11 protein-coding genes, 1 pseudogene and 1 CRISPR repeat array are annotated in these 14,528 nt (G+C 68.0%); of the genes and pseudogenes, 8 read left to right on the top strand and 4 right to left on the bottom strand.

The window, feature by feature from the left end; translation table 11 throughout:
- Positions 1-277: 277 nt before the first annotated feature.
- Entirely contained in the window at positions 278-874 is a 597-nt protein-coding gene (locus tag ACIO3P_RS27600) for a DUF4352 domain-containing protein (protein WP_329826754.1), read from the bottom strand.
- Positions 875-1,214: 340 nt separating this feature from the next.
- Here ACIO3P_RS27600 and ACIO3P_RS27595 point away from each other — a divergent pair, with 340 nt between their 5' ends.
- From ACIO3P_RS27595 to ACIO3P_RS27585, 3 genes are all read left to right on the top strand, one after another.
- Entirely contained in the window at positions 1,215-1,577 is a 363-nt protein-coding gene (locus tag ACIO3P_RS27595; RefSeq protein ID WP_401790813.1) for a peptidase inhibitor family I36 protein, read from the top strand.
- A gap of 371 nt (positions 1,578-1,948) precedes the next feature.
- Positions 1,949-2,302, top strand: a complete 354-nt coding sequence (locus tag ACIO3P_RS27590) for a hypothetical protein (protein ID WP_401853523.1) — start codon at positions 1,949-1,951, stop codon at positions 2,300-2,302.
- Positions 2,303-2,484: 182 nt separating this feature from the next.
- Positions 2,485-2,814 (top strand): hypothetical protein, encoded by a 330-nt coding sequence (locus tag ACIO3P_RS27585; RefSeq protein ID WP_401853525.1) that lies wholly within the window; start codon positions 2,485-2,487, stop codon positions 2,812-2,814.
- Between the two features lie 45 nt (positions 2,815-2,859).
- Here ACIO3P_RS27585 and ACIO3P_RS27580 read toward each other — a convergent pair whose 3' ends face one another.
- Positions 2,860-5,748 carry a CHAT domain-containing protein gene (locus tag ACIO3P_RS27580; RefSeq protein ID WP_401853527.1) on the bottom strand — a complete coding sequence of 963 codons (2,889 nt, stop codon included), beginning with the start codon at positions 5,746-5,748 and terminating at the stop codon, positions 2,860-2,862.
- A gap of 152 nt (positions 5,749-5,900) precedes the next feature.
- On the opposite strand from ACIO3P_RS27580, the gene ACIO3P_RS27575 reads away from it, so the two are divergent.
- The 3 genes from ACIO3P_RS27575 to ACIO3P_RS27565 all read left to right on the top strand — a co-directional run bounded on the left by ACIO3P_RS27575 (position 5,901) and on the right by ACIO3P_RS27565 (position 9,093).
- The gene (locus ACIO3P_RS27575) at positions 5,901-6,293 is read left to right on the top strand and encodes a hypothetical protein (RefSeq protein ID WP_401853529.1); all 393 of its coding nucleotides are present in this window, start codon (positions 5,901-5,903) and stop codon (positions 6,291-6,293) included.
- On the top strand, positions 6,290-7,189 hold the full coding sequence (locus ACIO3P_RS27570) for a hypothetical protein (protein ID WP_401853531.1): 900 nt from the start codon (positions 6,290-6,292) through the stop codon (positions 7,187-7,189). The genes ACIO3P_RS27575 and ACIO3P_RS27570 overlap by 4 nt, the downstream gene beginning before the upstream one ends.
- A gap of 458 nt (positions 7,190-7,647) precedes the next feature.
- The gene (locus ACIO3P_RS27565; RefSeq protein ID WP_401853534.1) at positions 7,648-9,093 is read left to right on the top strand and encodes a hypothetical protein; all 1,446 of its coding nucleotides are present in this window, start codon (positions 7,648-7,650) and stop codon (positions 9,091-9,093) included.
- 634 nt (positions 9,094-9,727) lie between these two features.
- Here the strand turns inward: ACIO3P_RS27565 and ACIO3P_RS27560 are convergent.
- Complete coding sequence (locus ACIO3P_RS27560) at positions 9,728-10,111, bottom strand: CYTH domain-containing protein (protein WP_401853537.1); 384 nt, start codon at positions 10,109-10,111, stop codon at positions 9,728-9,730.
- 315 nt (positions 10,112-10,426) lie between these two features.
- Between ACIO3P_RS27560 and ACIO3P_RS27555 the strand changes: the two genes are divergently transcribed.
- Positions 10,427-11,215 carry a DUF5707 domain-containing protein gene (locus ACIO3P_RS27555; protein ID WP_401853540.1) on the top strand — a complete coding sequence of 263 codons (789 nt, stop codon included), beginning with the start codon at positions 10,427-10,429 and terminating at the stop codon, positions 11,213-11,215.
- A 372-nt stretch (positions 11,216-11,587) separates the two neighbouring features.
- Here the strand turns inward: ACIO3P_RS27555 and ACIO3P_RS27550 are convergent, their stop codons facing one another.
- On the bottom strand, positions 11,588-12,109 hold the full coding sequence (locus tag ACIO3P_RS27550; protein ID WP_401790801.1) for a hypothetical protein: 522 nt from the start codon (positions 12,107-12,109) through the stop codon (positions 11,588-11,590).
- Positions 12,110-12,186: 77 nt separating this feature from the next.
- Here ACIO3P_RS27550 and ACIO3P_RS27545 point away from each other — a divergent pair.
- Positions 12,187-12,957: pseudogene (locus ACIO3P_RS27545) on the top strand (transposase).
- Between the two features lie 89 nt (positions 12,958-13,046).
- A CRISPR array of direct repeats spans positions 13,047-13,197; the repeat unit is 29 nt; unit sequence CGGTTCACCCCCGCTCGCGCGGGAAGCAC.
- Positions 13,198-14,528 lie beyond the last annotated feature (1,331 nt).

Here is a 14,528-nt window from a genome sequence, read left to right as displayed (position 1 = left end):
GTGTGTGGGGTTTCATCCTCCGAGACATCCCATCGCGCCACAGGGCCGCCTAGACGCCTTCTCGGGGGCCATGCGCTCGGTGAAGCCTTTACTGCGGACGCAATCTCTGCCTGCTGCGCCCCGGACAGCCTCACGCACCTGGATCTCACGCACTGCTGGAAGCCGTACAGCGGCAACTTACTGATGGGCGAGCCTCGCCGACTGATCGTCTCGATGTCGTGCATGCCGAAGGCCCGCTCCATGGCGGGCCTTCGGCATGTCGTACAGGGCTGCGCGCCTACGACACCTTCCACTGTCCTGTCTGATCGGCCATGCCCGAGTTCATCGCGAACTGGATGGTGGCGACCTTCGAGCCCTTGGGGACTTCGAAGACGATCCAGCCGAGTGCCTTCTCTCCTGGCGGGACCTTGGCGTCGGAGGTCATGGACGGGCCGGCGGTGATGTCCGCGAAGGTGGTGCCGAACCGCTGCCCTTCGGTGTCGGCGACCTGCGCGCCGTTGGAGGGGCTGTCGGAGTACACCTTCGTGCCGGTGTTCACCAGCTCGAACTGGGCTCCCACCCAGCGGTTCCCGTCCTCGGGGGCGAAGAACTCGTCGCCGCCCTTGGCCGGGTCGACCCACTTCTTGACGGTGACGTCGAGCTGCTCGCCGTCCTCGAAGCCCTTCAGTGTGATCGTGTCGCCGATCGCGGCGTCCTCCGCCTTGCTCGGCGTGGGCTCGGCGGGCTCCTCGGTGACCTCCTCGACGGCGGGGTCCGCTGTTTCGGCTGCCGCTGCGGGCTTGTTGGGCTTGGTCGTGACCTCGTCGGCACCCCCGCAGGCGGTGGCGGTGAGCAGCAGTACGGCCGCGACGGCGGCCACGGTGATGCGGTGCATAGTCCCCCCCAAGAACTGACGTATGGGTCATTGTGGGGGATGAGATGAGTGTTTCGTAAGTAAACCGTGAAGAGATCTTCTGTCGGCTCGCGCCCCAGAGGTCCGCAGTGGCGCAACACTGGGGCGTACGGGCAGGTATGGGCGGGTTCCGTTCCGAGGGGGCAACGGCCTTGATCGGCTCCAAGGGTGTGGCGACGGCCCCGGAATGATCACGGGAAAACCCATGGCCTACGGCGTGATCGAGTCACCCGTCCGGGCGATTGAGGTGGATACGGTCCGAACCGTAGCGTATCGGTCAAGTCTCCTTCCATGTAGGCGACTTGATCGTCCTTTCTCCTGAGTGGAAGCAGTGATCATCATGTGGCGAAAGACAGCGACCACCTTGGCCGCACTGGTGGTAACAGCGACCGGCGTCGTGCTCGCCCCCACGGCAGCCGCCGCTGAGCCGTGTCCTGCCAAAAACCTGTGCCTGTACGCCGGCCACGGCTACACCTCCATGAAGTTTCAGACCAAGCGAAGTGGCGCGTGCTGGCAACTCTCGAAGTACGGGCTGGTCAACAAGATCCTGTCCTACGACAACAACATGTCTAAGTGGGCTCGCTTCTACGACAAGAAAGGCAAGAACGTCTGGAACATCCGCAACGGCGGCAGCAGTGGCGATAGTTCGTCCTACACCGGTGAGTGGAAGGTCTGTACCGACTGAGCCCCCATGGCGGTTCACAGGCTGATGCCGGTCCTCAGCGTCCCTCGCGTGAGGGTCTTCGACATCTCGCGTTCAGGGTGGGCCTCGGTGCTGCCGACAGAGGCCCCGCCGTGGTGGCGGGGCTTCGGGTCCATCGCACCAAGCCCTCGCCCTCGTGGACGAGTCGGACGGACAGGTCGAGCTCGCCGCCGACCACCAGTTCATTTCGAGGAAGGCGTGGCATATCGAGCTCAGCCAGTAGGACTCGATCACCGCCTCCGCAACCTGCGCTGGCCATGTTCGGAGCACCTGTAGAATCCGCGTTTCGCTGTTAAAATCCGCGCCAAAGTGTCAAGCGAGTGTCGGATTTGACATGATCCGAGGACGCGCCTTTGCAGATGTCCTACCCGACAGCCGCGAGCGGCCATCGACCGCCGAACCTCCCTGACGCGCTCACGACATGGTTCGCCAAGAACGAAGCGGTTCTCCGCACACGTGGGATCACCGCCGAACTGCGGCACTCCCCAGAAGACGGCCGACTCAAGAACAGCGCATGGCTGACTGCCGAGGCCGGGAACCGAGCCATCCAGATCACCGTCTGGAACAGCGGTGAAGCCGAACTCGACTTCGTGGACCTCGGTAGCGGTGACAACCGTCCTGAGCACCGAGACCTCCAAACCGAGCAAGAACTCCATGTCCTCCTCGGATCCGGACTCGACTGGGTCATCCTCGGCACGAACATCTGACCACGAGGATTGGACACGATTCTCCGGACAGACGTCGACGACAACTGACGCGGACTCGAACAAAACCCCAGCTCAACGCTCCGCGATTCGACACTCAATCGCGGAACCCACACCACCTGTATGGAACCCGCTCCGACGCACTACCGGCCTTCGCAAAGGCTTGCCCTGGCAAGGCGCAGAGCGTGCCCCTCGCCTACGTCGAGAGCCGGGCGCTGGAGCGGAGAAGCGTGGACCGCTTACCGGCGACTGTCAGTTCCGGGACCGACTGGGACGCCGCGACGTTCGCGAGCCGTGTCTGGTGGGGCGATGAGCGGGCTAGGATCGCGGCGACACTGCTGGCCGAGGCGGTCTCGGCCAGCAGGCAGGTCGCTCTGCTTCGGGGCGACCTCACCGTGGCGACCGTGGTCCTGGCGGCCGAGACCGTCGTCGCCCACGCCGAGGAACTCCTCAACATGGGAACGCTCTTGTGGCTGGTGACGCCTGTACCGGAGCCCACGAAAACCTCGCTCTGACGGTCTGCGGGCGGCCAGCAGTGAAGCTGCGGGTACGGATACCCCTCAGTGACCGACGTGGACATACCCGGCCCACAGTGAGGGGCTGGCCGGATACCGGTCGCGCAGGGCGCATACGGCCCGGTGCAGGGCCTGGGCCGACCGTTCAGTGCGGAGTGGGGCGCTGCCGCCGTGGGTGAGGTCGGCGTAGGTCGCGCGAGTGATCTCCACCGAGGTGGTGTCGTTGACCGGCCAGAGGGTGCCGATGACGCGTCGGTATCCGGCGAGTTGGAAGGCCCCGGTGATGTGCAGTGCCTCGTCAGTGAGGGACGGGTGCGTGTTGGAGGTACTACAGGCGGACAGGTGGGCGAAGTCCGCGTAGGGCAGTTCCATGGCGGATAGCTGTTCCACGGTCAGCGGCCGGGTGACGTGGTCGTGGAGCAGCAGCATGCCGACGGCGGGCTTCTCCCAGAAGGTGAGGCCGTGGCAGGAGAAATGGGCGACGGGGCAGGCGGGCAGCGCGCGGACGACGTTCTCGTATGTGGCCTGCGCGCCGGACAGGACCACGGCGTTCGGCAGCAGTTCCGTGAGCGCCGCAGCCTCTGCCGCCGCGCCCGGCAGCGAGGGGGCGTTCTCGGCGTCGGGCACGGCCACGACCAGCGTGTGCAGGGTCGTTCCGGCAGCCGGGGGACTGACCCGGTCTGCCAGGGCGCGAACGGTGGTGGTGTAGGAGGAGACAGCCCGGTCCATCACCGTCGCCTTCCCGCCGCTGTCGTGATGGCCGGCGGCATGGAGCGGGAAGTACGCCATCAGGCCGACGGGGCACCACCAGATGCGGGGCGGGGGCTGCGTATCGGAGGAACGGGCGGGGGTGCCTAGCGCGTCGAGCACGGGTGCGGTGACGCGGTCCCACAGCCAGCGCAGGATCTCGTCCAGGTCCCGCTGGGCGTCCCGACGAGTGAGCAGCGACGGGTCGTTCGGGGCGGCGAAGACGGCACGGGACAGGCGCAGGAGGTGAGCGACGACGTCGGCCTGGGTCAGGCCGGTCAACGGGACCGGCAGGACGGTCTGTTCGGCGTCCGCCCGCAGGATAAGTGCGTCGCAGCGGCGCTCGGCGACGTTCACGATCACTACGGGGCCTTGATCGGCGTGGTGGCGCAGCGCCTGGACGGAGGGGGCCCGCAGGAAGCCTGACAAGCCGTCGAGGCTCCGGATCCGGCGCATCAGGTCGTCCCAGTTCCCGTCGTGGGAAGGGGCGTTGAGAGCGGCGCGCAGCCGCAGGAACTCGGCGTGGAGCTGGGGTGACCGGTGCCGCAGCAACCTGAGGTCACGGGCCTCCAGGGTCCGGCCGTGCAGGATTCCGCGCGACAACTCCAGAAGTTCCAGTGCCCGTTCCGGTCTGCCGAGCTCCAGTGCGGCGGCAGCAGCACCGTCCGGCAGTCCCTCGATCTGTCTGAGTCCGATGACGTTACCCCTGTAGGACAGCCAGTCCGGGGTGAGCTGCGGCAGCAGGGCAACTGCCGCTTCGTAGGCGGCGAGTGAGGCGTGCGAGTCACCGAGGGTGGCCTCCACGATGCCCAGGTGCTGGAAGCTCTTGATCCGTACGTTGGGCGGTCCGGCGGCGGACGCGGCCTCGGCCAACACATGCCTCGCCTGGCGCCACCACGCGGCGGTGTCGACGCCGCCGTGTCTGGCCAAGTCGTGCAGGGTGACGCCCAGAAGCCACAGGCGGTCGCCACGTTCCCGGTGGTCTGGCGGTGTGGCAGCCACCACATGCTGGAACAGCCCCAGCGCCTCGTGCAGTGCTACGGCGTCCGTGCCGCGCGTATCCACGCTGGAGCGGTACAACAGGATCGTTGCCAGGGTGAATTGTGCCTCTGTACGCCAGGGGCCGGGGGCGGGGGCGGGGGCGGCGGTCAGGGCCGTGCGGGCGGTCAGTTCCGCGTCCCTGAGCGCGAGCGGGTCTCTGGTCATGGTGTGCAGGGAAGCCAGCGACTGAATGAGGTTGATGAGGGTGTCGGCATGCTCGTCGGCCGCCGACGGCGTTTCGATCGTCGCCCGCATCAGGTCGATGGCCCGGCGCATCAGGTCGGGGTCCCTGCGGTCCTGGGCGAGCATCCTGACGGCGGATGCGAGACGTGTCCGACGCGTGTTGAACTCGGGATCGCGCCGCGGCGTGGCCGCAAGGCACTGTTCGCTCAGGTCGACCGCCTCGACCAGCAGTCGCGTGTCCGTCGTCGCGTCGTGCAGTGCCCTCAGAGCGCGTACGAGATCGAACTGTGCCCCGGCACGGTCGGAGGTGCTGCCGGCCTCGGACAGCGCATCGCGCGCGAGGCCGACGGCTTCCTGGAGCGGTTCAACATGTGCGGTGGCGCCCGCGAGATGCCGCAGCGAGGTGATCAGGGCCGTCCGGAACATGGGGCGGAGCTCGTCGCTGGGCGGGACGGTGGCGTAGCCCTCGCGTGCCACCTGGGCTGCCTCGACGGGTGCTTCCCGGTCCCCGCTCCGCTCGAAGTGCTCACAGAGCTGGACCGCCAGATAGAACTGGTTCACCTGGCGCATGCTGTCGCCGTGCGGCGTCGCCGCCACGGCTTCGCGGAAGGCGAGCACCGACTCGGCCACGGGCTCGGGGGAGTCCGTGCCCTGTGCGACCATGAACAGCCGCTGCCCCAGGCTGTTGAAGACCCGGCCGCGGTCGTAGTGGCCCGGCGGCACCAACGGAACGCAGCGATGCAACAAGGCGATCGAGGCCGCGAGATCCGATTCCCGCGCCGTGCCGGTTCTGCGGTCGGCGCGATCGGAGAGCAGTTCCGCGGCACTGAGCAGCACATCGAGATCGTACGGATCTTCGGCAGCGAGTTCGTGCAGCCCGGCCAGCACGTTGGACGGGTCGGTGCCCCGCATCTCGTGCACTGCGGCCATGAAGAGCAGTCTGCGGCGCTTTAACTTACTCATTGCTTCCCTCTGGTCCCCCGCGGTGTCCCGGCACCACGCTGGCACCACACCAACAGGACCATCGTAGCGGGTTGTGCCGAATCATGCCCGTAGAGTCACCACATCCGGGATCATGCGACTGACATGGCGATCGCGAAGGCAGGGAGCCCTCGGTGGACGAACTCGCGGAACGGCTCAGTCGCGTGTGCACACTCATGAGTGCGGGCGAGCTGGAGGAGGCGGCGCGTGAGGCGGGTGCGGCGGAACTCGTCGCGGCTGTCCTTGCGGCGCTGCGCGGAGAGGAACCTGTGGCACGCTCCGTGCTGGAGCGTCGGCTGGACACCCTGGACGACCGGATGGCCGCGGCCGGCTTCGGCATCGTGACCAGGGCAGCGAAGGGCTTGCCGACTCTGCCGGGTAACAGCGCCGGCCGTCCGCTGGTGCACCGGTGGACCTGCCCCGCCGCCCACCCCTGCGAGCGGTTGTCGAGCGCGGAGTTGTACCCGGAGGCCCCCGTGTGCGCGATGACGGGCCGTCCCTTCGTCTATGGCCGGGCCCGGCTGTGACCACCTTTCTGTCCGCCCTCGCCAGTAAGGCCGCCGAGAAGTGGCTCGCCCTTCTCGTCCTGCCCGGGCTGGTCTACCTCGCCGGTGTGGCCGCCGCCGTCGTACTGGGACACGCTCACGCCCTGGACCTGGCTGAACTCCAGTCTGCCATGGACCGGTTGGCCGCCCACCCAGGAGCCTCCAACGCCGGTGCGATCCTCCTCGTAGCCGCCGGTGTACTGGCGGCGGCCACGCTGGCCGGACTATGCACCAGAGCGTCGGCCGTCATCGTGGAGCATCTGTGGACCAGTCGGGGCGACCGGTGGCCCGGGCGCCTTCTCATACGGCGGCGCGTCCAGCGCTGGCGGCGGGCCGACGCGGCGTGCGAGGCGGCCGGGACCCGCGCCGAACTGGCCAGGGCCATCGAACGGCGCGACGCCATCGCCCTCGTCCGCCCCCGGCGGCCCACCTGGATCGGCGACCGCCTCCACGCGGCCGACCAGCGAGTGTATGACGCCTACGACCTGGACCTCGGCGCCGCCTGGCCCCGGCTCTGGCTGACGGTGCCCGATGCCGTCCGGGCCGAACTCCTCACCGCTCGCGAGGCATACGGCGCCGCCTTCGGGCTCGCCGGATGGGCCGCGCTGTACCTGCTGCTTGGCGCCTGGTGGTGGCCGGCGCTGCCCGCCGCCGCGGTCGTCGCCGCCACGGCATGGACCCGGGGCCGCACGGCGACGGCGTTGTTCGCCGATCTCGTCGAGGCCACCGTCGACCTGCACGCCATCACCCTGGCCCAGGAACTCGGCCTGACCGGCGAACGGCCCGCCCTCACCAGGGAGGTCGGCGACGCCATCACCACCACCCTGCGCAAGGATCCGCCACCCGACCCACCCCGTGATCCGCAGGGCGCCGCCTGATCACGGCACTCTGACGCACAACAGGTCCGCTGCCAGAGGCGCCCGTGGCGTCCTCCCTGTTCGTGCTCTTGCGCGGTCGGCTCCGGGTGATGACGGTGCGGGAACGATCGACTGCGTCTTCTCCCCCGACGGCGGCGATCCGGGTGCGGCCCAGCCCGGCCGGATACGCGGTGACATCGCGGGCTGCCGTGATGTCACCGATCAGGACGTGGCCGGCCGTAACCTGGTCGCCCTCGTAGCTCCGCTCACCGAGCAGGACCAGAGAGAACGCGTCGGCGGCGGAGGCGAGATCGTCCAGCCGGACGCCCAAGGGCCAGAGGATCACACCGTCCAGCAGCGCCGCGCCGACGAGTTCGGGCGGCAGCCGAGCTCGCCCACGCCCCCGCAGCACCCGCTCCCGGGAGGACCGCGTATGCGAGACTCGGCGGTCAGCCCCGGAGCCAGAAGGGTCAGTCGACATGTCGGACGACGCGCCTCCGCCAGTCCACCTCGACGAGGCGCTGGAGGGACTTGCGGAGAACCCCGCGCTGCCGCCGGAGGCCATCCGCCGCCTCTTCACCCGCCGCAAGGGCCTTGGCCATGTCGCCAAGCGCCCGGACCTGACCAGCGACATGATCTCCGAGATCATCGCCCTCGACGACCACTGGCTCACACACTCACTCGCCCTCAACCGCCGCCTCCCGCACACCTTTCGGATGACACTCGCCGAGCACCCGGACCCGGCGATACGCACGGCCGTGGTCGTCGGCGCCGACCGCGCGCCGTACGAGCTGTTCGAGCGGCTGTCCAACGACGCCGACCCACGAGTTCGCGGAGAGCTCGCGCAGAGCGATGACGTACCCACGGATCTGCGCACCCGGCTGGCGGCCGATCCGGACCCGAAGATCCGGGCGACCCTCGCCGCATGGTGGACACAAGCCCCGGAAGCGGTGCGCCGGCGCCTGCTGACGGACCGGGAGGACTCGGTGCGTGCGGCGGCCTGCGCGACCTACTACCCACGACTCCCCCACCCAGCCTTCCCCGCCGACCTGCTCCCGGTACTGCTCGCCGCCCCGGTCACGCGCGCCGGAGCGGTGCGCCACTGCGCGCTGGAGGCCGGCACGGCCCTCCGTCTGGCCGACGATCCGGACGAGGAGGTGCTGGAGGAACTCGCGACCCACCCCGACCTGCCGCCGTGGCTTCGCGAGATGCTGGCAGAAGACCCCAGCCCACAGGTCAGGCTCCGCGTCTTCGCCCGTCAGGACACCCCGGAGCCGACCCGTACCGCAATCCACGCCCGGATCCTGGCCGACGCCCATCTCCTGGACGACGACGCACTGGAACGTCAGTTCATGAACGAGCTGGCGCGAATGGAGCTTCGAACACTGCGTCTGCCCTGGGTGACCGCCGACCCCCTGCCGTACGCAGACTCGCCCTACACCTGCTTCCGCGTCTCGGCCGCGATGTCCGACCGTCTCCCGGAGGCGGTGTCGGCCCGGCTGCTCGACGACGCGGAGAGCAGCGTCCGCACGACGATGGCCCTGCACGCCCGTCACCGGATCGACCCTGCCACCGCCGAACGCATCGACCGCGGCTACCGCCCGGAGAAAAGGAGCCGATGGCGTCCGGCCGACGACTTCCCCCTCCCGGTGGAGGTCCTTCGGCGGCTGGCCACCGACCCCGACCCGAGAATGCGGCAACTGGCTCCCCCCGACCCCGGCCTGCCGGTGGAACTCGTCCGCCGCCTGGCCACCGATCCCGATCACACAGTGCGCCGCGCGATCGCGACGCACCCCCTGCTTCCGACCCGGGATCTGACACAACTGCTCGCGGATCCATCGGAGTTCGTCACGGCCACCGCCGCCGGCAACCCCCGCCTGCCGCTCGCACACATGCACCGGCTCCTCACCCTGGCAGATCTGTGACACCGGCGTACGTGCAGTGCACGGATGGTCCAGCACGAGTCGCCCGGGGAATCGGGCGGTGCGCAGGACTCAGGGGCCGACGCATGCTCACCACTCGCGGCCGCTCTGCGGGAGGGGCAGCAACGGGACGGACGGCGGCCCGGCTCGCGCCCGCCGTCCGTCCCCTGTGGAACGATCCGATGAGGCGGTCGCGCCAGAACGTGGCCAGCAGTGTCGCGAGGCGCGCGGGGGATGACGCGGTCGTAGCGGCCGATGATGGTGGCGCTGGCCCGAGCTCGGCGCTGCGGTCGCGGTAGGCGTTTCCGGGCGGTGATCAACTCCGCCACCCGCGGATACGAGGAACCTCGTGCGGGACGACACCACACTTCACCCTGCGGAAGCCCCCGTATCCGGCTCGTGGCGTCGACCCCGACTACCTGCGTCACCTCACCTCCACCGCCCCGGTTCCGGACCTGACGGTCATCGTCACCGGCGACCCCGTACGCACCGCCGAGCAGCAGCGGGAACACGACCTGTACCGGCAGGTCGCGGCAGAGATGGCGGGTCAAGGCCATCGCGTTCTCCACTACGAGCTGGGCGAGGAAGCACCCGCCACGGTGACGTCCGCGATCCTCACCCGTCTGGATGCCGGATGCTAGCTCCGGCCGACCAGCCCGGCGTACGTCTCGGTGGTCCGCTCGCACGCGACATCCAGACCGGACACCACAGCGGCCAACTCTGCCTGCACTGATGCCTCGTCGGTCTCCTTGTCCACGATGCGTTCCAGTTCCAGGAAGGTCCCCACGCCGTCCAGATCATCGACGCACAGCTCTGCACCGTCCAGCACGCCGGTGCGGCGGTGCTTCGCCACACGTACTGTCGGCGCGGATCCTGTCACGCCCGTCTCCTCGACCGCGCCCTCGCCGAACAGCCCGTCGGGCTCCGCGATGCACGGGTGCGAATGAGGCGGTCGCGTACGGCGTCCAGGACGGTGTCGAGCCGAGGTATGCGAGCAGCGCCGCGCCGAGCAGGGATACATCCGGCTCCGGAGAGACCAGGCTCGCCGAAACGCACCCGCCCGTCGCCCTCGACGTCGGACACAAAGGGGCGGCTCCCTTCAGTCCCGGTCAACACCAGTGGAGGGTATCGGGGCCGCGGAACCTCGCCAGAGGCCCGCCCAGTAGAGTCGGCTCCTCGTTGAACTTCCCGTACGAAGCGGCCTGTTCATCGTGTTCGGTGGGCAACCATTCCCGTGGCCCGATGGTCATCTCCGATGCCATCCGCGTGCCGGGTGGGCTTTGCCAGCTCCGCCCCGGGATTTTCCTGAGACGCTGAATGTGGGAGAAACGCCTTCATGCATCACCACACCGCCGTGGCAGGCTTCGCGGGGGCACTCGCCCTCTCCGCGCTCGCGATTCCGGGGGTTGCCCAGGCGGATGACTCCTCGGGCAACATCAAGATCGCGAAGGTGGTCGTCAACGGGGGTAAGGACATCGTCCTGGGGACCACGGACGTGAAGACGTTCACCATCGCAGTGACCGCCACGGACGACTCGGGCATCGAGGCCGGAAGGACCTTCCCGCTCATGTGGCACACGCCCCTCCCGAACGGCGACTACTACGGTCTCGTGGCCCCCGACAACATCGCGGGCAAGTGCGCGAGTCAGAGCTCCACCACGACCACCTGCACATACACGCTGAGAATGAACCCGCGCATCCACCCCCAGGACAACACCACCGCCGGAACCTGGACCGTGAGAGCCCACGCGCTGGCCAACGACGGTGACTACATCACCAAGGACTCCGCCGCCAAGGCGAAGGTCCTGCGCAACTCCAAGCTGACGGTCAACGCCTCGCCGGAACCGGTGAAGAAGAACAAGACGATCACCGTAACGGGCGCCCTGACCCGCGCCAACTGGGAGACCTACAAGTACGAGGGCTACACCAAGCAGCCGGTGAAGCTCCAGTTCAAGAAGAAGGGCACGAGCGCCTACAAGACCCTCAAGACCGTCACGACGGACAGCAAGGGCAACCTGAGGACAACGACGAAGGCCACGACGGACGGCTACTTCCGCTACTCCTTCGCAGGCACGTCCACCACCCCGGCAGTCTCCTCTGCGGCGGACTACGTCGACGTGCAATAGCCCTCACGAAGGCCCGCCTCCGCTGAGTACGGAAAGCCCAGGTCAGAGACTCCACGACCTGGGCCTTCCCGAGCCTCCGGCTGTTCCCCCGGCCGACGGGCCGGAACCGCGCCTACCTGCACCGCCGCAGGATCCGCTGCACCATCCCCGACTAGGCCGACCAGGCCCGCAATCGCCGGAAACTCAGCTCCTGCGGCGGTCGGCCGCCGCAGTTCGACCCGGTCGACTACCGCTAGCGTCACGCGGTCGAGTGCGGGATCAACCGCCTCAAGAGGCACCGCGCCGTCGGCACGCGATACGACAAGCTTGCGGTCCGCTACGAAGCGACTGTCCTCGTCGCTGCCATCAACGAGTGGCTGTGCCCCGCAGCCGTCACACGGCGGGATCCACGTTCCACGCCTCCGGCAGATCGCTGCCACAGAAGACGCAGACGAAGTCGTCCTCGCGCACGATGTTGTGCTCCTGGCAGTCGGGGCACCGCCGGAACACCACCTCATGGGTGAAGCCGGAGGGCCGCCCAAGCTCTACGTCGTCCAGAGCATGAGCGACTGCCGACCAGGAGGTGACGTCCGGACAGTATCCGGTGGACTGGTTGCTGACCTCGCCCACGGCCCACCGGCCTGCCTCACGCATGAAGCTGATCTCGCCGGCACTGAGAACCATGTCCCCGCCAGCGCAGGCCACGTGCTCACTTCGCCGCGGCGCCAGCCGAAGCACACCATCCGTGCCGACCACGAAGGTGAACGGTTCGGTCAGTTCTGCTGCCGATCGCTCAGCGATCCAGCCGTCGAAGTCAGCCGCCGAGCCGATTCGGCACCCGCCACCGCCAGGCCGGACCGCAGCCCTCAGCTCAACCGGCCCGACATATCTGTAACTCCGCCCCCGCGCACTCACGTCAGCAAACCTAAAGCACTTCCGACACACGCCCTAAAGGGTGTTGCACAAGGCTCGGTTCTGGGCATTTTGTCTGTATGGGTGGGGTGTTGCGGGCTGAGCCGGTCTGGGTGGAGGCGTTCACGGGGTTGCGGATGGATCGGTTCGCCGAGCTGGTGGAGGCGGTGCGTGAACGGGGCGGGAACGGGCCGGGTGGTGGCTGACCGTGGTGTCTGCCGCTGCCGGACCGGGTGCTGCTGGTGGCCGTGTACTACCGCACGAACCTCACCATGCGGCAGCTCGCGCCGCTGTTCGGCATCTCTCCGGCCACGGTCTGCCGGGTCATCCAGCGGCTCCGTCCGTTGCTCGCGCTGGAGTGGGCTCCGCGACCGGTGGCGGACACCGAACGGTTGTGGATCGTGGACGGCACCCTGGTTCCGGTCCGCGACCGCAAGGTCGGCGCCTCGTCACGCAACTACCGGTTCTCGGCAGACGTGCAGGTCATCATCGACGCGGACACTCGCCTGGTCATCGCGGCGGCCCGGCCGGCGCCAGGCAGCAAGGCCGACGCACATGTCTGGCGCGAGTCGGACCTGCCCGCCCTGGCGGTGAGCACGACGGTCATCGCGGACGGCGCCTACCCCGGCACCGGCCTGATCGTCCCGCACCGCAGGAGAGCCGGTCGCCCCCTCCTGCGCGGGCAGGAGGAGGACAACGCTGAACACCGAAGGGTGCGAGCCCGTGTCGAGCACACCTTCGCCCGGATGAAGAACTGGAAGATCCTGCGCGACTGCCGACAACGAGGCGACGGACTTCACCATGCCGTCCAGGCCGTCGCTTCCATGCACAACCTCGCCATGACACGGTGAAACAGCAGGTCAGGAACCACTTCGGCCTGCCCAAGCCGAACCTTCCGCAACACCCTTTAGGCGACGAACGCCAAGAGCCAGCCGAGCGACGGTTCACCCCCGCTCGCGCGGGAAGCACACCGCGCCGGTCCTCGCCGCGGCCCCGAACCTCGGTTCACCCCCGCTCGCGCGGGAAGCACATATGCCGCGCATAACCGGAATTATGCGTGGCCGGTTCACCCCCGCTCGCGCGGGAAGCACTCTTCCTGACCTGCTGCTTCAGAGGCGCTTTGCCATTCCTTGACCGCCATCTCTCAGCATCACCACTCATGATGCCAGACCTCCCTGCTGAAGTACCGGCTGAAGCCACAGGGCCATCAGCACACCGAAAACTCGGAGGTACATAGAGCCCACAATCCAGCCACTTCGCACCAAAGCCACTCGCCAGTCTTGGGCCCCTTACACGGAAGCCGCTCTGCAAGCAGAGCTGTCCGCGCCCCTGGATCCTCGTCCAAGCCCAGAGTGCGGACCAAGATCAGGACCCTGCACGGACCAAGCAGCCATCATCCACATCCAATTTGAGCAATTAAGCAGGTCAACCTGCACACCAGCCCTGCACCACCCGCAGACGAAGAATCTGCTGGGACGAACGCGCACCACGCGCCGGCGCAACGCCTCGTCCGTGCCGCAGAGCCGAGTGGCAGAGCCGGGTCGGCCTCGCAGTCAGGTCGCCACCACGCAACGGCCCTGAGTCGATCAGCCCCAAGATGTCCTACTTCAACGGAGCGTAGTCAGCACAAAGTCAGCACGGGAGTCAGCACCGCATCGCCAAATCATCCTGAACTACGCGTGCCAGACACCAATCGTTTCGACCGCCTTCGAGCTCCTGAACCGCCCTTCCGTGAGCCGACATGGTGGCTGCCCGCATAGCTAGCCCTCGAACTACGTTGCCCCACCACATGTGCGCCTGACCTGCGTGTTTCCACCGTGTGCCGACACCTACCCCTCCCCACCTCACACGAGGAAGTGGCGCACATGGCCTCCGCAGTACCCGCTCCCCCGGCACCCGCCGTCCTGATGCGCATCGTCGCCGCCAGCCGCATCGGCACCACCATCGAGTGGTACGACAACTCATCCGATCAGAGCTACGAGCTGCGGTTTTGCCGTCGTTGGCCCTCCGAGGTCAGCTCCAAACCAGCACAGGGAAAACTCGTGCTGGGTGAGAGACGAGGCCGCGCTCGATCTGCCTGGCTGTAGGGCCTGATGACAGGTACCAGAGATGCCCGCGAACGAGGACAGTTCAGCCCCGTCCGCCAACGACGGGTGCGGAAAGCGGAGCGGACGGTCCGATCGGGGTCTATGGCGGTGGCCAGTGCGTAGGCGGCGTGGAGACCCCGACCAGCACCGAGTGGAACGAGTTCGAGCAACACTTCGACGCCAGGTCGGGGTCGCCGAGAAGGGGCTGCGGGAGGGCGGAAATCTCACGGACCTGGCCCTGGCCGACAACATAGAACTCGGGGTGGTCCTGCGCGATCCCAACGTTGGTCAGGTCGCTCGTCGAGCACTTCCGCCGGCTCATCGCACCTGGGAAC

Source organism: Streptomyces sp. NPDC087310, assembly GCF_044744405.1.
GTDB lineage: Bacteria > Actinomycetota > Actinomycetes > Streptomycetales > Streptomycetaceae > Streptomyces.
This window is presented reverse-complemented; position numbering and strand designations above follow the sequence as displayed.

Bases quoted from the DNA above. Each gene is read 5' to 3' on its own strand.
- ACIO3P_RS27600 (WP_329826754.1), bottom strand. From the start codon at position 874: ATGCACCGCATCACCGTGGCCGCCGTCGCGGCCGTACTGCTGCTCACC.
- ACIO3P_RS27580 (WP_401853527.1), bottom strand. From the start codon at position 5,748: ATGAGTAAGTTAAAGCGCCGCAGACTGCTCTTCATGGCCGCAGTGCAC.
- ACIO3P_RS27565 (WP_401853534.1), top strand. From the start codon at position 7,648: ATGTCGGACGACGCGCCTCCGCCAGTCCACCTCGACGAGGCGCTGGAG.
- ACIO3P_RS27560 (WP_401853537.1), bottom strand. From the start codon at position 10,111: ATGTATCCCTGCTCGGCGCGGCGCTGCTCGCATACCTCGGCTCGACAC.
- ACIO3P_RS27555 (WP_401853540.1), top strand. From the start codon at position 10,427: ATGCATCACCACACCGCCGTGGCAGGCTTCGCGGGGGCACTCGCCCTC.